Source organism: Virgibacillus siamensis, from assembly GCF_900162695.1.
Taxonomy (GTDB): Bacteria; Bacillota; Bacilli; order Bacillales; family Amphibacillaceae; genus Lentibacillus; species Lentibacillus siamensis_A.
In genome coordinates, this window is record NZ_FUIH01000006.1 from 40499 (window position 1) to 61888 (window position 21390).

The 21390-nt window shown below is 41.4% G+C and carries 21 protein-coding genes; 8 read left to right on the forward strand and 13 right to left on the reverse strand.

What is annotated here, in order from left to right:
* The first annotated feature begins 1 nt into the window (after nucleotide 1).
* The gene (locus B1K71_RS01095) at nucleotides 2-919 is read left to right on the forward strand and encodes an ABC transporter ATP-binding protein (protein ID WP_077324181.1); all 918 of its coding nucleotides are present in this window, start codon (nucleotides 2-4) and stop codon (nucleotides 917-919) included.
* Entirely contained in the window at nucleotides 919-2523 is a 1605-nt protein-coding gene (locus B1K71_RS01100) for an ABC transporter permease (protein ID WP_077324182.1), read from the forward strand. The genes B1K71_RS01095 and B1K71_RS01100 overlap by 1 nt, the downstream gene beginning before the upstream one ends.
* Nucleotides 2524-2799: 276 nt before the next feature.
* Here B1K71_RS01100 and B1K71_RS01105 read toward each other — a convergent pair whose 3' ends face one another.
* Both B1K71_RS01105 and B1K71_RS01110 read right to left on the reverse strand, forming a co-directional pair.
* Entirely contained in the window at nucleotides 2800-3582 is a 783-nt protein-coding gene (locus B1K71_RS01105) for a TerC family protein (protein ID WP_077324183.1), read from the reverse strand.
* Nucleotides 3583-3860: 278 nt separating this feature from the next.
* Nucleotides 3861-4634, reverse strand: coding sequence for a DUF3891 family protein (locus B1K71_RS01110; protein ID WP_077324184.1), 774 nt, complete (start codon nucleotides 4632-4634; stop codon nucleotides 3861-3863).
* A 145-nt stretch (nucleotides 4635-4779) separates the two neighbouring features.
* Between B1K71_RS01110 and B1K71_RS01115 the strand changes: the two genes are divergently transcribed.
* From B1K71_RS01115 to B1K71_RS01125, 3 genes are all read left to right on the forward strand, one after another.
* Nucleotides 4780-6414, forward strand: a complete 1635-nt coding sequence (locus B1K71_RS01115) for an acetolactate synthase large subunit (protein ID WP_077324589.1) — start codon at nucleotides 4780-4782, stop codon at nucleotides 6412-6414.
* 12 nt (nucleotides 6415-6426) lie between these two features.
* Nucleotides 6427-7860 (forward strand): aldehyde dehydrogenase family protein, encoded by a 1434-nt coding sequence (locus tag B1K71_RS01120; RefSeq protein WP_077324185.1) that lies wholly within the window; start codon nucleotides 6427-6429, stop codon nucleotides 7858-7860.
* A 199-nt stretch (nucleotides 7861-8059) separates the two neighbouring features.
* Complete coding sequence (locus B1K71_RS01125; protein WP_077324186.1) at nucleotides 8060-8914, forward strand: VOC family protein; 855 nt, start codon at nucleotides 8060-8062, stop codon at nucleotides 8912-8914.
* Between the two features lie 136 nt (nucleotides 8915-9050).
* Here B1K71_RS01125 and B1K71_RS01130 read toward each other — a convergent pair whose 3' ends face one another.
* From B1K71_RS01130 to B1K71_RS01150, 5 genes are all read right to left on the reverse strand, one after another.
* Entirely contained in the window at nucleotides 9051-9650 is a 600-nt protein-coding gene (locus B1K71_RS01130) for an alpha/beta hydrolase (protein WP_077324187.1), read from the reverse strand.
* Nucleotides 9651-9668: 18 nt separating this feature from the next.
* Nucleotides 9669-10100, reverse strand: coding sequence for a MarR family winged helix-turn-helix transcriptional regulator (locus B1K71_RS01135; protein WP_077324188.1), 432 nt, complete (start codon nucleotides 10098-10100; stop codon nucleotides 9669-9671).
* A gap of 144 nt (nucleotides 10101-10244) precedes the next feature.
* A complete protein-coding gene (locus B1K71_RS01140; protein ID WP_077324189.1) occupies nucleotides 10245-10811 on the reverse strand; it encodes a hypothetical protein in 567 nt (188 codons plus the stop codon).
* A gap of 386 nt (nucleotides 10812-11197) precedes the next feature.
* Nucleotides 11198-11770: a spore coat protein gene (locus B1K71_RS01145; protein WP_245799119.1), complete on the reverse strand. Its 573-nt coding sequence runs from the start codon at nucleotides 11768-11770 to the stop codon at nucleotides 11198-11200.
* Nucleotides 11771-12037: 267 nt separating this feature from the next.
* On the reverse strand, nucleotides 12038-12271 hold the full coding sequence (locus tag B1K71_RS01150) for a hypothetical protein (RefSeq protein WP_077324190.1): 234 nt from the start codon (nucleotides 12269-12271) through the stop codon (nucleotides 12038-12040).
* A gap of 298 nt (nucleotides 12272-12569) precedes the next feature.
* Between B1K71_RS01150 and B1K71_RS01155 the strand changes: the two genes are divergently transcribed.
* A complete protein-coding gene (locus B1K71_RS01155; protein ID WP_077324191.1) occupies nucleotides 12570-12833 on the forward strand; it encodes a hypothetical protein in 264 nt (87 codons plus the stop codon).
* Between the two features lie 66 nt (nucleotides 12834-12899).
* Here the strand turns inward: B1K71_RS01155 and B1K71_RS01160 are convergent, their stop codons facing one another.
* From B1K71_RS01160 to B1K71_RS01170, 3 genes are read right to left on the reverse strand one after another with little or no spacing between them, the layout of a single operon-like run.
* Nucleotides 12900-13934, reverse strand: a complete 1035-nt coding sequence (locus tag B1K71_RS01160; RefSeq protein ID WP_077324192.1) for an alpha/beta fold hydrolase — start codon at nucleotides 13932-13934, stop codon at nucleotides 12900-12902.
* 5 nt (nucleotides 13935-13939) lie between these two features.
* Nucleotides 13940-14407: a hypothetical protein gene (locus tag B1K71_RS01165; RefSeq protein WP_077324193.1), complete on the reverse strand. Its 468-nt coding sequence runs from the start codon at nucleotides 14405-14407 to the stop codon at nucleotides 13940-13942.
* On the reverse strand, nucleotides 14394-15161 hold the full coding sequence (locus tag B1K71_RS01170; protein WP_245799120.1) for a glucose 1-dehydrogenase: 768 nt from the start codon (nucleotides 15159-15161) through the stop codon (nucleotides 14394-14396). Before B1K71_RS01170 ends, B1K71_RS01165 begins: the two co-directional genes overlap by 14 nt.
* Nucleotides 15162-15576: 415 nt before the next feature.
* On the opposite strand from B1K71_RS01170, the gene B1K71_RS01175 reads away from it, so the two are divergent.
* Nucleotides 15577-15846 (forward strand): hypothetical protein, encoded by a 270-nt coding sequence (locus B1K71_RS01175; RefSeq protein ID WP_077324195.1) that lies wholly within the window; start codon nucleotides 15577-15579, stop codon nucleotides 15844-15846.
* A 195-nt stretch (nucleotides 15847-16041) separates the two neighbouring features.
* On the opposite strand, the gene B1K71_RS01180 is transcribed toward B1K71_RS01175, so the two are convergent.
* The 3 genes from B1K71_RS01180 to B1K71_RS01190 form a co-directional block, all read right to left on the reverse strand.
* Nucleotides 16042-17181 (reverse strand): conserved virulence factor C family protein, encoded by a 1140-nt coding sequence (locus B1K71_RS01180; RefSeq protein ID WP_077324196.1) that lies wholly within the window; start codon nucleotides 17179-17181, stop codon nucleotides 16042-16044.
* A 93-nt stretch (nucleotides 17182-17274) separates the two neighbouring features.
* Nucleotides 17275-19368 carry an MMPL family transporter gene (locus B1K71_RS01185; protein WP_077324197.1) on the reverse strand — a complete coding sequence of 698 codons (2094 nt, stop codon included), beginning with the start codon at nucleotides 19366-19368 and terminating at the stop codon, nucleotides 17275-17277.
* A gap of 78 nt (nucleotides 19369-19446) precedes the next feature.
* The gene (locus B1K71_RS01190) at nucleotides 19447-20022 is read right to left on the reverse strand and encodes a TetR/AcrR family transcriptional regulator (RefSeq protein ID WP_077324198.1); all 576 of its coding nucleotides are present in this window, start codon (nucleotides 20020-20022) and stop codon (nucleotides 19447-19449) included.
* Between the two features lie 110 nt (nucleotides 20023-20132).
* Between B1K71_RS01190 and B1K71_RS01195 the strand changes: the two genes are divergently transcribed.
* Nucleotides 20133-21377: a cytochrome P450 gene (locus B1K71_RS01195; RefSeq protein ID WP_077324199.1), complete on the forward strand. Its 1245-nt coding sequence runs from the start codon at nucleotides 20133-20135 to the stop codon at nucleotides 21375-21377.
* Nucleotides 21378-21390: the final 13 nt, after the last annotated feature.

Below are 21390 nucleotides of genomic sequence, written 5' to 3' on the forward strand. Positions count from 1 at the left end.
ATTGACGGTATTGCGGACAGCTGGTTTAACAAAGAAGTTTGGTAAATTTGTTGCTTTGGATGGGGTTAACATGGAAGTGAATAAGGGAGAAGTGTACGGGTTTATTGGACCGAACGGGGCTGGAAAGTCCACTACAATCCGTATACTGCTGGGAATATTAAAGGCAACTTCAGGGGAAGCACAGATATTCGGTAAGGATGTTTGGAAGGAAGCAGTTGATATTCACAAGCGGATTGCTTATGTCCCAGGTGATGTAAATCTGTGGCCGAACTTGACCGGCGGGGAAGTAATTGACCTTTTCGTTAAACTGCGCGGGTCCAATCATAAAAGCAGGCGCGAAGAACTGATAAAGCAGTTTGATCTTGATCCAACGAAAAAGTGCCGGACATATTCGAAAGGCAACAGACAAAAAGTCGCATTGATTGCTGCTTTTTCGTCGGATGCTGATTTATATATATTGGATGAACCGACCTCAGGACTTGATCCGTTGATGGAACGAGTTTTTCAGGAATGTGTAATGGACGCAAAACAGGCTGGAAAAAGTATTCTTCTTTCCAGTCATATTTTGTCAGAGGTGGAGAAGCTTTGTGACACTGTCGGCATCATACGACAGGGGAAAATAATAGAAAGCGGTTCTTTGAGTGATTTGCGTCATCTGACAAGAACGAATTTACTTGTTGAGACAAAGGAACCGCTGCATTCGCTGGAAACCATGCACGGTGTTCATGATGTGGAAGCAAAAGAACATGCTCTTTCCTTTCAGGTGGATACAGAAAAACTTGATAAGGTGATGAAGCATATTAGTCAGTTTGGGGTGGTGAAACTGGAGAGTGCACCACCGACCCTTGAGGATCTGTTTATGCGGCATTATGAAGGAAAAGAGACGTCTGTAAGCCATCATCATGGAGGTGTCTCCTAATGATAAAAGGACTTACCAAAAATACTGGAAAGTTTTCCGGACTTATTTTTCGCCGGGAGTGGCTGCGAACGCTAATATGGTTGGCAGCTCTCGCTATTTTGACTTTTTCAGTTGCTGTTTCATTCACCGAAATGTTCCCGGATAAAGCGGATCGGCTTGCCATGTTGCAGACGATGAAAAATCCGGCTATGGAGGCAATGGTGGGTCCGCTGTTTTCAGAAAACAGCTATACATTCGGTGCAATGATGGCCAATCAGATGCTTCTTTTTACAGCACTTGCATTTGCAATTATGAGTATACTTTTCGTGGCCAGATATACACGAGCGGATGAAGAAGCAGGTCGAATTGAAATGATTCGCTCATTACCGGTTGGCAGATTGTTCAATTTGAACGGAACATTGATAGCAGTATCAGTAATAAATGTGTTGTTTGCTCTGGTTATTGGATTTGGGTTGTACATCATGAACATTGAAAGTATGGATTTGGAAGGATCCCTTCTGTATGGATCTGCTCTAGGTGCGACCGGAATATTCTTTGCAGGCGTGGCTGCATTGTTTGCCCAGCTTTCCGAAAATGCAAGAGGTACAATTGGGTTTTCAATAACTATTTTAGGAATAGCATATATCCTCAGGGCAATTGGCGATACAGGCGATGGTACACTTAGCTGGGTTTCACCGTTAGGCTGGATTTTGGAGTCGCAGTCCTATGTGAATAATTATTGGTGGCCGGTGTTGTTGACGGTTTTTACTGCGGTTATTCTTATGCTGCTTGCACTGTATCTGAATGCAATCCGTGATTTGGGGGCAGGCTTTTTGCCCTCACGACCGGGGAAAAATTATGCAACACGTTTTTTGCAAAGTCCAATAGGGCTTGCATTGAGAATACAGCGGACGTCGATTATATCATGGGCAGTCGGCATGTTTGTCATAGGTGCTTCATATGGGTCTGTTTTTGGTGATTTGGAAACATTTTTTTCGGAAATGGATATAGCAGAAAACCTGATTAACCGGGAGTCCGGGTATTCATTGACGGAGCAGTTTGCAACAATTTTGATGGCAGTAATGGCAATGATCGGCACAGTTCCGGCACTCATGGCAGTGTTGAAGCTGAAGGGCGAAGAGAAAAAGGGTCGGGTTGAACATTTCCTCAGTCGTGCAGTATCACGGACAAAACTGCTTGGCTGTTATGTTGCGGTTGGCATCATCGTCAGTTTTCTGATGCAGTCGCTCGCTGTGATTGGGCTTTGGGCAGCAGCAGCTTCTGTAATGGAAAACGGATTGGCTTTTGGAATGCTGTATCAATCGGCGGCTGTCTATTTTCCGGCTATGTGGGTGATAGTTGGGGCGGCTGTATTCCTAATTGGATATAAGGAACGTTTGACCGGCATAACTTGGCTGTATTTGACGTATTCATTTGTGGCTGTCTATCTAGGGGAGATGCTCAATTTTCCTGAATGGATGGGGAAAGTATCACCATTTGGTCATGTCCCGCAAATTCCTGTTGAAGACATGAGTGTGACTAGTATTGGTTTATTAACGGTTATAGCAGTTGCACTGATCTTTGCAGGTTATTTCAGCTACAATAAACGGGATATTCACGGATAAAGAATTTAATGATATTTTTCGGATATTGTGAGAGGGTTTGTCGATATTTCCCGGGAAATATCGACAAATATCCCAACCATATTTATTTTGAAGAAAAAGAGTTATGTTTAAAAGATGGTATATCAACCTTCTAAAGCTGATATCAACCAACAGACACGCAAAATCAACCAACATTGTATAGAAATCAACCTTCAAGACGAAGGAATCAACCTCCACCGGGCGAAAATCAACCGTCAAGGCGAAGGAATCAACCACCCCGCCCGAATGGTTCGTCTTTTATGATGAAGCTCCATCGTTGGCCTGTTTTTGTTCACCGGTTTTTCCGGATACAAACCAGCCAATGACTGCAATACCAAGTAGAATTGTCCAGAATGTGATGGTCCAGATGGTGCTGTGTGCAAATCCTTCAGGCAAGATGCTTACATCTTCATGCGAAAGTGTAATGACCGCAAGTTTCACACCAACCCAGCCAACAATTAAATAGGCAGTTGTTTCCAGCCCAGGTCGTTTATCCAGCAGTTTTACAAACCAATTGGCAGCAAATTTAATCAAAACAAGTCCTGCAATACTTGCCAGAACAATTACGGTAAAACGACCGCCGTCCATTCCACCAAATTTTGGCAATGGTGTTTCCGGTAATGTTACGGCAAGTGCCACCGCTGCAAGAATTGAATCGATTGCGAATGCAACATCAGCAATACCAATTTTTGCTACAGTTGGCCAGAATCCCATCCCGGCCTTATCAGCATCATCTTTATCATCAGCATCTTTTGAACTGAACACGTTTTGATATACGTGTTTTCCGCCAAGATAGATTAAATATGCGGCACCGATTGCCTGAACTTCCCAGACGTTTGCCAGAAACGAGATAAGAAAAATCGCAATGAACCGAAAAACAAATGCCATATAGATACCAAGGTCGATCGCACGCTTTTTTTGATCATTCGGCAGATGTTTTGCAATTACTGCCAGTACTAATGCGTTGTCAGCAGATAATATACCTTCCAGTCCAATTAGAATTAATAGTGTCCATCCATATTCCAAAAGTAATGACTCCATCGGTTTTTCTCCTTTCATAAAGCAAAAATAGAGACTTTACCCAATCTGAATGGTAAAAGTCTCTATTTATAAATATAGACCTTTACCACCATTGGCAAAGGTCTTGCTAACAACGCCGTAAGTTGCCGGTAAAGCCGAGAGTTTTAAACTCTGTAATGACGACTTTACTGTAAAAGCTACTCCCCTTTGAAAATCTATTTTCATTTAATCATTATCTATATGATATGTCAACTGATTTTATAGGTGATACAAATTTATATTGGACTTCGCTTTGTTTTTTATACATTTTTTCCAGTTAGTAAAACGTCATAGGTTTTTGGAATTGTTCCCTGATAACTATTGAGCAAACCTTGTTCGGCAATAGTACCTTTCGCAATACATTTATATTTTATTGTGATCATAAATGGTTTCGCGAACGGAAATGGATTGATTTTAATGGTGTTGTTATCTGTCCAATTTGCCTGGACAGTTTCCTTTCCGAACAGTTTTTGCAAATATGCAATGGGTATCCCTTCTTGAAAAAATGGATGTTCGTTTGCTTTAGTAATTCCCGGTTCATTCAAGCATACATAAAGCGAAAGACTGTCACAAAATTGCAGGTATCCGTAATGTAAATCGTATAGTTCTGTCTCAAAAAATGAGAGAGACTTCTTAATATCCCGTTGCCGATTTTGCTCATCTCTAACAAATTGCCGAGCTTCCTGAGAATCATCACCCAACAGAAAGTTTGTATAATGCCGGCTGCACAAAAGCCCGGCATAAAGATCCATCTTAATGACCTCCTCAATTCCGTGTTTATAGAAGACCGTTTTCGGCAATAACGGGAAATCAACAAACGTATATGGCGCAAGTTTTGCATCATTCCAAAACGGCTGTTTGTCAAGCATTTTCCAACCAAGATCATGATGATGGACAGCTTTTTCAACTGATTCCCTCATTTGTTTTCCGTTAAATAAATTGTCTTTCCAATTCTGAAGAAATTTACCGGATAGATGGGCATGGTCATCCTGTTCAATCATAATAAATTCGTTTGTGTGTTCTCTGATAATCAATTGCCTTCACCTGCCAAATGTGAATTGATGTGTTAAGCGTACCATATTTTCTGCAGAGTCAAAAAACTTGTTACTGTCGTTTTTACATAATCCCTTGCAGTGATGGAATAATAAGCAAAAACAGCAGCATAGAGGTGATATTTTGGTGAAGGCTACAGATTTATTTGTCCGGTGTCTCGAAAATGAAGGTGTGGAGTATATTTTTGGAATACCGGGAGAGGAAAATACAGATTTGATGGATTCCTTGATTGATTCAGATATTCAGTTTATCGATGTGTTTCATGAGCAGGCAGCAGCGTTTATGGCTGATGTTTATGGACGGCTGACAGGTAAAACGGGTGTGTGCCTGGCAACACTTGGACCGGGTGCGACCAATCTGATGACAGGTATAGGCGATGCTTACCTTGATTATTCGCCGGTTGTTGCCATTACTGGGCAGGCTGGTTTGGAACGGGTTCATAAAGAATCACATCAGCATGTCAACATTGTTGGAATGTTCGAGGAAATTACCAAGTGGAGCCAGCAGATTAAGGTGGCCCATACGATTCCGGAAATTATCCGGAAGGCGTTTAAAACTGCACAGCTGGATAAACCAGGTGCTGTGCATGTGGAACTTCCGGAAGACATTGCAATGACGGATACGGGGGGAGAACCGCTTCCGGTATCTTCCATTCCCATTTCACAGCCGGATGAAAGTGAGGTAAAGCGAGCGGTTGAATTGATTAAACGTGCAGAACGCCCAATTATACTTGCCGGAAATGGAGTTATACGGGACAATGCAGCTACTGAATTAAAGAAATTCGCTGAGAAAGTCAATATTCCGGTCGCCAACACATTTATGGCCAAAGGGGTCCTCCCGTCAGATCATCCATTGACATTATATACAGTTGGGATGCAGGAACAGGATTATGTGCTTTGTGGATTTGATACAGCAGATCTTATTATTACGGTCGGGTATGACTTTGTCGAGTATCTGCCCAAATACTGGAATGATGAAGCAATGCACAAAATAGTCCATTTGGATACATTGCCGGCTGAAGTTGATGCATATTATCCGACGGAAGCGGAGTTGGTCGGTGATGTAAAGGAATCACTCAATGAACTGTCGGAACGTATACAGCAAAAGGAATTATGGCCCAAAGTGAAAGAATTAAAAACCCAGCTTGAGGAAAAGCTGCACGCTTCAGATGAAGAGTCCGGCAGCCCGGTCAAGCCCCAGCGTATTCTTGCAGATTTAAAGAAAGCGGAAAAAGGGGAAGCAATCGTAATTTCAGATGTTGGTGCACATAAATTATGGGTTGCCCGTATGTATCAGCCGGATAAACCGAACCATACCATTATATCGAATGGCTGGGCATCTATGGGGATTGCGATTCCCGGGGCGGTTGCTGCTAAACTTTCCAATCCCGAAAAACCGGTTGTTGCAGTCACAGGGGATGGCGGATTCATGATGAATGCAGCAGAACTAGTCACAGCAAAGCGTCTCGGACTTGCATTTGTAGTAATTATTTTTCATGATTCCAAGTTTGGATTGATTGAGTGGAAACAGCTGAAGGAATTTGACCGGACGAATGGAATCGAATTCACCGATCCGGATTTTATGGAATTTGCTAAAAGTGTTGGGGCAAAAGGAATAAAGGTGGAACATTCGGATGAACTGCTTCCTGCTTTGGATGAGGCATTAGCAAGTGAAGAAATCGTTCTTGTAGATGTGGATGTTGATTATTCGGAAAACATGAAACTAACCGAACAACTTGGGGATTATATTTGTAAGCTGTAGGAGGTAAAACAGATGTCAAAGAAATGGAAATTATGGATTGGCGGAAAGTGGCGTGAACCAAAAGACTATGAAACATTGACAAATCCGCATACTGAAGAGGAATTGGCACAGATTGGGCAGGCTGAGCCATCAGATGCAGTGGAAGCCATCGTTGAGGCGCAAACAGCATTTAATAAGTTCAGGGAATATCCTGCACATGCCAGAGCAAAAATTTTAGCTAAGGCCGCAACCATTATTGAAGAACGCGGGGATGAATGTGCCAAAATTATTGCGAAAGAAGGTGCCAAGTCAATCCGCAATGCCCAGGAGGAAATCAGCCGGACCGTTCAGACTTATCGTTTTTCTGCCGAAGAGGCAAAGCGCAATTATGGCGAACGGATACCGATGGATGCGGCCGAGGGGGGAGAGAATCGTTTCGGGTATACCAAGCGGACTCCACTTGGTGTTGTCACGGCCATTACGCCGTTCAACTTTCCATTTAATTTGGTTGCTCATAAGGTAGGCCCGGCAATTGCAGCAGGAAATTCCATTGTACTGAAGCCCGCTGAACAGACACCGTTAAGTTCGCTGTTTTTAGCTGAAGTTTTTAAAGAAGCTGGGCTTCCTGCCGGGGTATTGAATATCATTACGGGTAAAGGTGATGTCCTGAGTGAGGCACTAACAACACACCCATATGTGAAGAAAGTGACGTTTACAGGTAGTGTTGAGGTTGGGCATGTTATTCAGCAGCAGGCTGGTTTTCGAAAACTGACCTTGGAACTTGGCTCCAATTCCCCGTTTATCATTGATGAGGGAGTGAATATTGACGAGGTAATCGAGCGCAGTGTTCAGGGGGCGTTTTCCTATAATGGGCAGGTATGTATTTCCATTCAGCGCATTTATGTTCATCAATCCCTTTACGATGAATTTTTGGAGCGTTTTGTTACCCGTACAAAACAGCTTGTTATCGGCTCACCGTTTGACGAAAAAACCAATATCACCGCAGTCATATCCAAGAAGTCACTGGAACGTCTCCAAAACTGGCTGGATGAGGCAGTACAGGAAGGAGCGGAAGTGGAATGCGGGGGTGGTGTGAAAGGAAATGTGATGATGCCGACTGTATTGACGAATGTGAATCGTGATTCAAAGGTATTTCGTAATGAAATTTTTGGTCCAATGGTTTGTATTTTCCCGTTTGATACGCTTGAAGAGGCTATTGATGATGCCAATGACTCGCGCTATGGTCTGAATTCAGGGGTCATGACACCAAGCCTGGAGCGTGCGTTTTACGCTGCGGAACGACTTGAAACTGGCGGGGTTATTGTTAATGATATCCCGACATACCGAATTGACAACATGCCATACGGTGGCTGGAAAGACAGCGGCGTCGGCAGAGAAGGTGTCAAATACGCAATGCGCGAGATGATGGAACAGAAATTTATCAGTATTAAAAAAGGAGATAAATAATTAAAACAACCCGGTGAAGTTTAAGCGCCGGGTTGTTTTAATTACCAAATGAGCCACGTCCGGCGTGTTTGTACGTTGTTAAACGGGAGCCTGTGCTTTTGTTCTGTTCACGTTGACAAAATCGAGTGTACTTTGTATAATTACTTACATAAAGTAACCAAATTATAATAAATAATTAAAAATAGAGGAGTCTATCTTAATGGAGCAAAAATTTTTTGTGAAACCGGCAACTTATGTTGGCGAGGTAAACATAAATGTAACCGATTTGGAAAGGTCAATTGAATTTTACCAGTCTGTCATTGGATTTGATGTACTGGAAAAAACGGAAAACAAAGCAGTGTTAACTGCTGACCATAATACTGCCCTTTTGACATTGGAACAGCCTGACGATGCTATGCGAAAGGAGATACGGACGACAGGTTTGTACCATTTTGCAATTCTATTGCCGTCAAGGGCTGACCTTTCCGCATTTCTAAGGCATATTGCGCGTGCTGGGATACAGATTGGAGCGGCGGACCATTATGTGAGTGAAGCGCTCTATTTGTCCGATCCGGATGGCAATGGAATTGAGGTTTATCGGGACCGCTCTTCTTCGGAATGGACATGGACCGAAAATGAAGTGTCGATGGGAACGGATCCGCTTGATGGGGAAAGTTTACTGGCGGAAAGCAAAGATGAATGGCACGGTCTGCCGGATGATACTGTGATGGGGCATATTCATTTGCATGTTGCTGATCTGGAGGCAGTGAAACCATTTTATATGGATGCGCTGGGTTTTCAAATTGTAACGACGTATCCGGGAGCACTTTTCATATCAACCGGTGATTACCATCATCATATCGGCTTGAATATCTGGAATGGACAAGGTGCACCGGCTCCATCTGAAAACAGTGCTGGACTTAATTGGTTTACACTTGTATATCCGGACAGGGAGACAAGGGAAGAGGTTGTCAAATGTTTGGAAAACATTGGCGCAGATGTGAAGAAAGATGATAATGATTACATTACGAAAGATCCTTCAGGCAATAGGATTCGTCTGGTGGCCGCTGAATAATCATTTAAAAGTGGCTGGGACTGGGACAAAAGTGTTTTATCCAAAGAAAAAACAGCTCCGGAAATATACTACGCTAAATTCCCTATTGTTCGTCTTTTGGATTACACCTTTTGATATGTCCCAGCCTTTTTGACTGTTAGCTCCTGTACCATTGTGCAGCAGCTTGAACTTCACTTGGGGTTAATTGGTGTCCCCTGTTCTCCCAGTGTAGTTCAACATTGGCGTCTGCATTTTCAAGCAATGTTTTCAAATCCTCTGATTCTTGTGGTGAACAGATTGGATCGTTTGTTCCTGCTCCGATAAAGATACGCTTTCCTGACAGGTCAGGAAGCTCAATGCCGCGGCGTGGAACCATTGGATGATGCAAAATGGCGCCTTTTAAGGCATCCTCATAATGAAACAGCAGACTTCCGGCAATATTGGCACCATTGGAATAGCCGATTGCTACTATATTGTTCCTGTCGAAATCATATTGCTCTGCAGCTTCATTCAGAAATTCATATAATTCCTTCGTTCTCTTGATGAGATCTTCTTCATCAAAGATCCCTTCCGCTAGTCTCTTAAAAAACCGCGGCATGCCATTTTCCGAAACGCTTCCGCGAACACTTAGCACACTTGCGTCTTTGTCGATAGCTTCAGCCAGCGGGAGCAAGTCCTGTTCAGTCCCTCCTGTGCCATGAAGCAGGAGAAATGTTGGTTTCGTTGCATCATTGCCTTGTTGAAAAATATGTTTCATGATTGATTACGCTCCTTTTTATTGCTCTTTTTGCTGTAAGCCGACTTGTTTTAAAATCCTGATCATCGATTCCTTTTCCTTGGTATTAATTACATCAAAAATCTGTTCGATTACTTCCTGGTGTTTCGGGAATATTTCGTCCATCAGTTTTTCGCCTTTACTTGTCAGGTACACATGAATTACTCTGCGGTCTTTATGGTCGGGTTTCCGATCAAGCAAACCTCTTTCATATAGTTTATTAACGACATATGTCATGGATCCGCTCTTGATTAAAACTGCATCACAAATTTGGTTAACAGTGAGTTTTCCTTTATGGTAAAGTGCTTCCAAAATGGAGAATTCCGTAGTGCTGATCCCATGGCTTTTAATATCCTTCTTAATCTGTTCTTCAACCGTTTTTGAAGCTTTCATCAGCACAACAAAAGCTTTCAACGATAAATTTTCACGCATAGCACCATCCCCTGGCAATGTTTATTTTGAATTCAAGATAATGATAATAGAACTCACCAAAATAGTCAAGCTATTCGACAGGTGACAGGCACCACATGGATTTTTTTGGAAAATCTTGCGTGCGATGGCTTTCAAGAAAAAAAGTTAGTGGGTGGTGTTTTGTATATGCCTGTTCACTTTGTTTGGATGCGTATGGAAATCACTAAGTTTTCCACGATAAACCAATTGAAACCCTGCTACTTGCGGCAAGTCATGTGGTGTAACAAGGGAAGGCGGTTTCGGAAATGTTGTGACCCCGCATTCTGCCAAAACGGTAGCGATGAATTGAGAACAGAAAAAGGCGTTCTCTCTATTGAAACGGATACGTAAGATAATCGCAAATAATCCAAGCAGGTTATATCGATATTGATCTTGTTGTTCCTTGATTTTCTGGATATAGTTTATCATCTTTTCACACTGTTCTGCAGGAATGGACCGGCTGTAAATGGCACAGTCAGCCTCCCGCATCAGGTTGTCATGTATATTTTCTTTTACAAAGCCGCCAATGAAAGGGTTATGGATATTCTTTCTTCCAAAACTGTATAATTCTGTCAATGTGCCGTCAAATGCAATTGACGCATGATTGAATGGATTTTTCGTGTAGAGTTTTATTGTTTTTGTAAAAAGTGTCCCCGTATCAGTCAGCAGCAAATAGATTTCCTTTTTTTCCATCAGGAATCTCCCTCACCATTTTTAGTAGTATATTCATCGTAAACGCAATGTGCGAGGGATGTAAGCAACCACAGCTATATTTTTGTCTAGGGCCTGAGGCGTATTCAGCAGGGGTAAAGGTACACCTGAAATCTGTCAAAAATATGCAGCAAAAAAAAACCCGGATTCCTCTTTATAGGAAATCGAGTTTTATCTTTTCACAATGGGTTCTTATGATGAATAGGATAAAAAAAATAAACTTTTATCCTAACCTGACAATAGACAGCTAATTACGAATTCAATGATATATTATTTCACAAAATTTTGGAGAGGTAAGGAGTCTCCCACAGTGTTTCCCGTTGTCACCTTTGAGGAGCCCCTACCTCTTTTTTACACCAACCTAAATATTACAGGACACCAATTCTAACAACCAATGCAATTAATACTTGCAGTGCAATTTGAGCATTTACTGCAACATCTGTATCACTAGTGGATACATTTACACCGCGTGAATTTTGGATATAAGTTTGTTGTCTATTCACCTGGCTGGTTTTTAATTTGGAAGTTAGTTCCTGCGTTATTGTCTCTACTTTATCACTATCTGCAATTGATACGCTAATAACCAAAGCAATTGCGGCTTGAATGGCAACCTGAATATTTACTGCTGCCTGAGTATCAGTTGTATCTACTTCAACATCACATGAGTCTTTAATAACAATTGAATCAAAGGATTGTTGAACATTATTTAAAGTTGCATCTGGTTGCTGCGTAATATCTGCGTTATTATCAAAAGGATGACACATGGTTGGGTCCAGAGCATTCCACTCCTTTGGACACGAATCTTGCTGATGGCACGAACATGATTCTGGCTGTTGACAATTACACGTTTCCGGCATTGCACAGTGATGTGATTTTGATTGAGCCTTCCGCTTTTCTATCACATATGATCTGCTGCGGTTATCATAACCTGATTTTGACATTCTGTGTCTCACCTCCTTGTGGTATATCATATGCTGGAAGATTCAAGTAGTAAGGGTGATTGCCTTAGCATGTACACCTATTTTTATATTGGTCATATGTCAGAGGCTCCCCCTTATAGTGAGGTAAATAGTGATCTTGTTCGGTGATCATCGCGAAAGTTTATTTTTTATTTGCAGGAATCTTCTTTAGCATGTTCCAGAATGTTAAGCCAAATGTTTAAAAGAGAAGTCCATAAAGGTGCGACTGCTCTTATATTTGGATTGATATTATTCTTTTTTAGTCTTATCATTTTTTTTATCTTCACTTTTTTCCGTTTTCTTCTTCTTGGATATTGCCTCAACGCTTTCCCGCAGATTTTCGACCATTTTTTTAATTTCTTCTTTTTCTTTTGGGTCAATCTCTTTTTTACCCAGTTCTACTCCGTGTTTCTTTAATGTTGTACCAACCAGCATATCGATAATTTGATTCGAGATCTTACTAAGATCTTCGCCTTTACTCACGATATACACCTCCTTTTCTCTAATAATGTATGTCTGAAATAGAATGAGCGTGTTATAGATAATAGTCTATTTTTCCCTTCTATTACGAAACAACGTCAGAAAAACTGCCGGTCTGGTAGACAAGTGCCTTTTTTATGAAAAACCGGACAAATACCGACATTCTTTCATGGATTATTCATAGAATACATGTAAAGGGGGACGTATAAGCCAGCGTCCTCTATCTAAAATTCATAGAAAATCAGGGTTTATAAAATATACATCTGTAAGGGATAAAAACTTATAAATGGGGCCGAATAACATGAAGTATTGGAAAGTTATATGCCATTATGGTCACGTGGGGAGAAGAAAGGAAATAAGTGTTTCAAGATACTTAGAAACCGATAGCAGTTGTAATGTGATAGATGTATTAAAAATTGTCTCGGAAATGCCCGGTGTTAAAAAGGGGAAAAATATTATACATTCTATGAAGAAAGCCGAACTCATTAACAAAGAACAATATGAACATGGAAAAAAAGAGGAGGAAAAAAATTTGTTTCTGCAAAGATTGAGGAATTTCCATTGAAAAAAATAACATTTATAAAATAACTCCAGCGGTAATATACCGCTGGAGTTATTTGGTTGAGTAACTTTAGGATCTTTCAGAAAGCCATTCCTCTAAAACATCCGGCATTTTTCCTTTTATAGCTAAAGAAACATGGCCGCCTTTCAGATATTCGTATTGCTTATCTTTACTGGTTACTTTATCCATGACCGGTTTGGACATTTCCTCTGGGATTAAACGGTCTTCACTTGTGGTAATTACTAATAAATTGGCTGAAATATTTTTAAGGTCTACATTTTTTTCTTTTATTTGCAAACCGCCATTGATTAATTTATTGTCTGCAACGATATCGACAAAGTCGCAGAGTGTTTCCCCGGGAAACGGAATATGGTCATTCGTCCATTGATTAAATTGTTTCCATCTTGCAACATATTGATCATTATAGGATCGTTGGAGCAGTGAAAGATAGTGGGTAAAATAAATTGGAACCGTTACTAAACGGACACCGGCTTTTATAAAGGGAGCAGGCATCAGCCCCCATGCACGAATTAACGGGTTGAAATCAAAATCACCTTTCTGAACAGCTTGAACCCATTTTTCAACAACAGGTGGATGACTCATATCAATTGGTGTCGTCATTAACATTAAATTTTTAATTGGCTCATCAGCAATAGCAGCATATATTGCCGCTAGCGTTCCACCCATACAATAACCAATCATTGAAACTTCAGATGCACCTGAATGACGCAGACTGCGTTGAACGGCTTTTTGAAGATAGTCCAAAATATAATGTTCAAGTTTTAAATCTTTATCTTCATATCTGGGTTCTCCCCAGTCCAGAACATACACGTCATAGCCATTATTGACAAATCCTTCAATTAAACTTGATCCGGGTGCTAAATCCAAAATATATGCTTGATTTATAAGGGAATAAACATGAAAAACGGGAACGTCATGTTTCTTACAGGGTGAAGGATAATACCATAATACGCTTTTATTTTTTTTCCATATTGGTATTCTCTTTGTTACTTCCTGATTTGGGTCCACACTGGATATATTCACGATATTTTTCCAGCGTGCTTTTTCTTTGTCCTGATTTGTCAAGGTGTCAGCTTTCTTCATTCATTTCACCCCTTTATATCCCAGCTGATTTCCGAGATGATATCGTTGATCAGGCGCTCTTTTTCAAGTTTTTCCATTCGAGCTGTCCATTCACTGGTTTGAGATAACATATCCAATAATTTTTTATTCAGGTCGATTAATTGCCAGTTTTGCTCCTCCAACGCATCCATTTTTTCCTGTGTTTCAATTACCAATTTAGTGGTGCTTGCCAAATCATCTTTGGTGGGGATATTCATCAAACTGGAGAATACCTCTGAATTCTCTTTTAATTTCGTAATAAGTTGGGTGAGGAATGGAGTAACAAGGGATGAAAGTTCGATTAATTTATTGTTTGAAATAGACTCCTGAATAGTTTCATTGACTTGCGTTTCGATTTCCACGCCTTTATCTTTTAAAGACTTATACAGATCATCCAGATCCAATTCTTTCAGTAGATCTTCATTTAGTTCAATGTTAAACTCAGAGGGTTTCATTTAGACCACCATCCACAACCAGGGTATGACCTGTCACATAATTGGAGGCATCAGCACTTAGGAATACCGCAGTTCCTTTCAGGTCTTCCTCGGAACCGAATCTGCCTGAAGGAATCCTCTCAAGTAAAGGCTCCCTGACATGACTTAACCCTTCTGTTAACTTTGTTAGAAATAATCCGGGAGCGATGGCATTTACTTGTACATTATATGGTGCAAGTTTTGCCGCTAAATCTTTTGTCATGGCAATTACAGCTCCTTTGCTTGTTGAGTAAGCCCATGCATTCATAAAAGAAGCTGGCTGCCCCTTCATTCCTGCTACGGAAGCAATGTTGATAATTTTTCCGGATTTTTGTTTGGTCATTAATTTACCGACTTCCTTCGAAAATAAAAAGGTTCCCTTCACATTGACCCCCATGACCTTATCCCATTTATCAGCTGGTGTATCAAACAATGGGGCCATCCATGAGGTTCCGCTGTTGTTAATTAAAATATCGATGTTTCCAAACTGTTTCTGTGTTTTATCGATGACATTTTGAATATCTTCCATTTTTGTTATATCACAAGTTAACGCAAGCGAGTCTGTGCCCATTTCTTTGATTTGATCACTTGTCTTCTGGCACATTTCAATTTTTCGGGAACATACGATGACATTTGCGCCTGCTTCCGCCAGAGCAATAGCCATTTGTTTACCCAAACCGGATCCGCCACCGGTAACGATGGCTGTCTTGTTGGTTAGATCGAATAAATTTGACATCATTTTCTCCTTTCAAACGTGTTTTATATTAATTTCAAAGTAATGGAAAAGTAGTTTGTGTCTCATTGGATTCTCTGACATTTGGATGTTTGCATTCCACACCGGATCAGTATCTTTACCCTTGGATTACTACACTTCCCAACACTTTTTAAATACTTTCTCTCACATTTTATTAATTGACAGTGTATTGATGTAGTTCAAAGACATAGATTGCAAGAATATATACTATTAACCTGGTCTACCGTAACAGATTGTTGAAAAATCAACCGTTGCCCTTTGTATTTGCCCTTACAATCTATTGATTAGTACATACTGTGTAACATAAGGTTTTTTATAAATAGACCGGATTATCATAGAGATAAATGCTGGTTTTGCTGAAAAAGCCTTAAATATGACCAGGGGGGGTGTAATTCATATGTGTACAGCATCAAATGTAGGTGCCATGCAAACGCCAGAAGAATTTTGCGGTACGGATCCGTTAATTTGTTTATATGTTCCGCCTGTCACACTCAATATTCTGGGGGTAACCCTAAAAGTTCAATTGCCTGGCTTCAGTGTGTCCGCAGATCTCGGATCAGGGGTTATCAGTGAAATACTGGAACTTCTTATCTCACTGCTTCAGGCTATTCTGGATGCGATTAGCGGTGCGCTGACTGGTTCAAGCTCTGCTAAAACACAAGACTAGTAAAAACGTCATTCCACTTGTGAACGATACTAGTCTTTTAAAATGCTTCCAATACGTTCACGTCGAATATTGGGATACACCGTCCCTTTATGTAACGGAGTTCCAACAAAGTTGTCACATCATTTTAGTTCCGCCTTAATTTTGCACCAACGAATTAGAAAAGCCACACAAACTTGTGTGGCTTTCTTTCGTTCATTATTGTTTCTTTGCGGCTTGGGTCATCTGGTGCCAGATGGAACCTTTTGCTTCTTTGCCCCCCTCGATACGGGCTAGTGCCATTTTCACCTGCATGCGTACTTCGAATTCCGGATCTTCCAGTGCTTTATGAAGTGCCGGAATCGCTGTTTCATCGCCGACTTCATACAAATACATCGCCGCCCGCCAGCGGACAAGCCGGTTTTTATCTGTAAGTGCTTCGATCATTTCCGGTATTGCTTCGGTAAAGCCGAGGTCTGACAAGCAGTCTCCGGCAGTACGTCTGACATTCACCGCTTTATCCTTTAATGCTTTATACAAAAAAGGAAGCACTTCTTTCTCTTCAATCATTCCCAAATAAGCAGTTGCCAGCCTGCGAACAGACCCCTTAGGATCATCGAGTGCTTTGTCCAGGACAGGGAAATCTTCCATGCTTGGATCCATTCTGTCCAATGCTGCATATCGGTCTTTCCAGTCGGGGGCATCGAGCATTTCTAATGTAACTTTCTTCCATGGGGAGTGTGCTTGTTCTTCCGGTGCAGCATTGCTCTTGGCAAGTTCCACCAGTTCGGCAACCCGATTCGAATCATAACTTGCATCGATTTCATTGACCACATCCTGGCCAATTTCCTCTAGATCTCCATATCGTGGTCCCTGTTCCACCCATTTTCGTTCCATTAACATATTATCGGATACAACAGATGCTTCCATCACCGCATCCATAAACCTGTCAGGCAGACCAAAGCGGTGTTCTTTGTCACCATCTTCCAGTTTTACCTGCATCGGGATATTCCGGAATTTCTGAATAAATACGTTGATTTCACCAAAATGCTCATCGACTGATTTAGACTTGTCAACGGCTTCATCCGGATTCTCCTCGGTGGAGCCGAGCACCTCCCGCACTTCCGGCAGAATTTCCTCCCATGGAACACGGGCGTGGCGCTCAAGGGCGATGAAGTCAATTACACGATACAATCCTTTCACCCCGTTAATGTTAAAAAGTTCCTGCACATAATCAGGTGCATTGGTAAGGTCAGTATCAACTTTATAGTTTTCAGTCTTTCCGTCAGCCAACGGTTCATCCACATTAATTTTCATGGAGTATGGACTCGGAGTTGGCTCGATAGACGTAATTTTCAATGTAAACACTCCTTCTCTAAACGGATTCCACTATGATGATTTTAACATATTCAGCTATTTTTACAGAAAAAGCACCAGTTGTTGTACTTCAGATTACTTTTTCTCTTTTTCGAACAGTACAAGCAGTCCTGGCAGCAGTACTCCTCTTATCAGGAAAGTATCCAGCAGAATACCCACTGCTACGATAAAGCCGAAAACAAACAGCAGTTCAATTGGCTGCGTCATCAGTACGCTGAATGTTGCTGCAAGAATGATACCTGCCGATGAAATGACACCGCCTGTATTGGCTACGGCAATTTGAACAGCGTCCTTAACCGAATGTTTCTTCTTTTCCTCCATGAATCTGGAAATTAAAATAATGTTGTAATCAATTCCCAATGCAACAAGAAATACAAAGGAATAGAGCGGTACCCTATTGCTGATTGTATCAATGCTAAAGAGAAGGTCAGTCAGAAATGTCCCTAATCCGAGCGCTGCTACAAATGAAATGAGAATTGTTCCCATCATGTACAGCGGCATTTTGATTGATTTTGTCAAAAAAATGAGCATGCCGAAAATTAAAATAGTCTCAAGTATGACGATAACGATCAGGTCACGGTTATTGACAGAACGGTCATCAACTGATTTTGCTGTTTCCCCCGCGAAGTACAGTTTCCCCTGCAGGCTGCTGTTGTGCAAAATGTCATCAGCGTCATCAATGATTTTTTCGAGAGCATTCATTGTTTCAATCGAATATGGATTCGAGGCAAACGTCATACTGTAGGAAATGACCTTCTGATTATCTGTCATATTCTCCAGACGTACATTACTGACATGTGACTGATCGGACAGGTGATCTTTCAGTAAAGCACGCTCATCTTTGCCTACTGCTTCATCAGACTCCAAAAGGACAGTTGTTGGTGCCAAATCACCGGCATCAAACTTTTCCTCAAGGATTTCATACCCCTGTCTGGAAGGCATATCTTCCGGAAAAGATTTCATTGTGTTGAATTCATATTGCAGATTGAACAGGTTGGACGCTGATAACAGAAGAAAGGCTCCAATAATGACTACGGACAGGACAGGTTTACCAGTCACAAACCGGCCAACTTTGCTCCATAATGAACTTTTCTGAACAGTTTCATCCCCAACGCGCGGTACTTTCGGCCAGAATGATTTTCGGCCGAACAGCGTGAACAGTGCTGGTACCAGTGTTAAGGATGCGAGCAGTACGACAACGATGGTCGTGCTGAAAATTGGAGCAAAGTTCCTGTAATCTCCAAATTCCGCAAAAAACAGTACAAGCATTGCCGCAAGAACCGTGCCACCCGAATACAGTAGCGGAATGCCGGTTCCGTGCATTGCCAGTTTCATGGATTCATATTTATTTTCGTGTTGTTTCAGTTCCTCTCTGTAACGCGAGAAAACGAACAAGGAATAATCAATCACTGCTGCAAATAACAGGATTGTCATAATGGACAGGGATTGCTGGCTGAGAACAAGACCAGCTTTTCCCATCAGTCCGAGTACCTGGTTGACCACTTCATACACAAATGCCGCTGCAAGCAACGGAATCAGTGCGAGGAAGGGTGACCGGTAGATGACAACCAATAATACAAGAATGATTCCAACAGTTGAAAGGAGCAGTACAATATCCGCTTGTGAAAATAAGTCCAGTGTATCTGCGCTGATTGCTGCAGGACCGGTTATGGTTAAGGTGAGGTTATCATGATCATCAGCAATGGCGTAAATATCTTCAAGAGCTGTTTTTATTTCTTCCGTCTCCAGTGATGAATTAAATGTCAACGGTATTAGTGCGGTTGTTTTATCTTCGGAATAGAATTGCTTTAATGCTTGTGGAGGCAATTTACCGAACAGCACTATGTTCTTTACGCCATGAATATCTTCCTGTTGTACTGTTTGTAGAAAATCTGAAACGGCGGATTGTTTGATTTTTCCCTTCTCTGCCTGAAAAACAAGTATTGCCGGTAATCCGTCATTGTTATCAAAATACGTATCCACTTTCTTCTGGCTTATGACGGACTGTGCATCATCCGGCAAAGATTGCAGGCTGGAAACTTCATAGTCTTTTGCACCGGGAGCAAAAACCGCCAAAAGCAATGTTCCAATCAGCCAGATGGAAAGTGTTATCCAAGTACCTTTTTTGGTTGTTATGCGATCGGTTAAAGATTGTAACAAACGTCTCATTCATTCATCTCCCTTTTAAATCAGTTAAAGTTACACGTGTGTCACTTTAAGTATTTATGAAAGTAACACATGTGTCAATTATAATTTTGTGAACATTCCATGACGTAAAATTTCAGTTACCTGGTCAATCCATTCCCCTCGGGAGATGCCGGAATGATTGGGGACCTCCACCAATTGAAAAATAAATACTAAAATCAGGTCATCGCTGATTTGCGGTTTTAATATGTTTTCCTTCCGTCCCTTATTAAGAAATGTCTGTAATTGTGCATACAGCTTATGATGCATTTCATCAAGACGGTTTTTACTTTTGTCGGTATATTGATTTGTTTGTGCAGGTATATGATGGGATGCTCTTAAAATTTGATGAATTTTACTATGCTTATACAAGACCTCAATCAGGAAATCAAATTGCCCCTTGAAGCTGGAGTACGTTTCCATTCCCTTTAAATCCTCCATGAAATGATGCATATGAAACAGCATATAGTCTATGACCAGTTCATCTTTATTTTTATAATATTTATAGATGGCTCCTCTGGATATATGCAGCTTTTCAGCAAGAAGGCTGAATGTAAATCCTTCATAACCAAAATCAAGCAGGATATCCCTGGCAGCCTGGAATAGATCATCTTTGGTAAATTTTCGTTCGCGTGCCATATGCTCACCTCATGTTAATTATATCTGAAAAATATTTGGAAACAAACAAGGAATAATTCCCCTGTATTTAGGAAAAAGAATACTAACATGTTTTATGGAGGAGACGCTTTATGACCATACCATATGAACCGGGACTGGATCATACCCTGGATCTTTTAAAAGAAGGTTATACGTATATTCCCAACCGGCGCAGACGTTTTCATTCAGATATTTTCCAGACCCGTCTGCTGGGGCAGAAGGTGGTTTGTATCGGCGGCAAAGAGGCAGCAAAGGTTTTCTATGACAATGAAAAATTCCGGCGAAAGGGTGCTGCACCACGCCGGATTCAGCAATCACTGTTCGGAAAAAACGGTGTTCAGACGATGGATGGTGAGAAGCACACACACCGAAAGGCATTATTTATGGACTTGATGACTCCGGAACATATTAAGGAGCTGAAAGAAATTATCGCGAAACAATGGAACATCGGGCTGAATGACTGGGTTGACCGGGATCAAATCAGGCTGTTTGATGAGGCGCGGAAAATAATGTGCCGGGCTGCGTGTAACTGGGCGGGAGTGCCATTATGGGCAAAGGAACTTGATCTGCGAACAGCTGATCTTTCCGCAATGATTGATGCATTTGGAGCGGTTGGACTCAGACATTGGAAGGGAAGGGTTGCCCGAAACCGGACAGAAGGATGGATCCGGAAAATAATTTGGCAGGTTCGGGGCGGCAGGCTGCATCCCAATGAGCATACAGCATTGTATAAGATGGCATGGCATCGAAACCTGGATGGAAGTCTTATGAGCACACAAATGGCGGCTGTCGAGCTAATTAATATTTTACGTCCAATCGTTGCAATCGCCAGATATGTGACATTTGGTGCATTGGCAATGCATCGGTTCCCGGAACAAACGGCGAAATTACAGAAAAATGATGATTCCTACAACCAATACTTTGTGCAGGAAGTTCGCAGATATTATCCGTTTGGTCCATTTTTGGGTGCACGGGTGCGGAACAATTTTGAGTGGAATGGACATGCATTTACAAAGGGGACGCTGGTATTGCTGGATATTTATGGAACCAACCATGACCAGGAACTTTGGAATAATCCATACTCATTCTCACCGGAGCGTTTTGCGGAATGGGACGGAAATCTGTTTGATTTTATTCCTCAGGGTGGCGGTAATTATAATTTCGGTCATCGGTGTGCAGGTGAATGGATAACGGTGGAAGTGATGAAAGTGAGTCTTCATTTTCTGGCGAGTCATATGTCATATAAAATACCTGAACAAAATCTGAACTTCAATCTTGTCCGAATGCCGCCGATTCCAAAAAGCAGGGTTGTTTTAACGAATGTGCAGGAAAAATAATCGATTTCTCCCC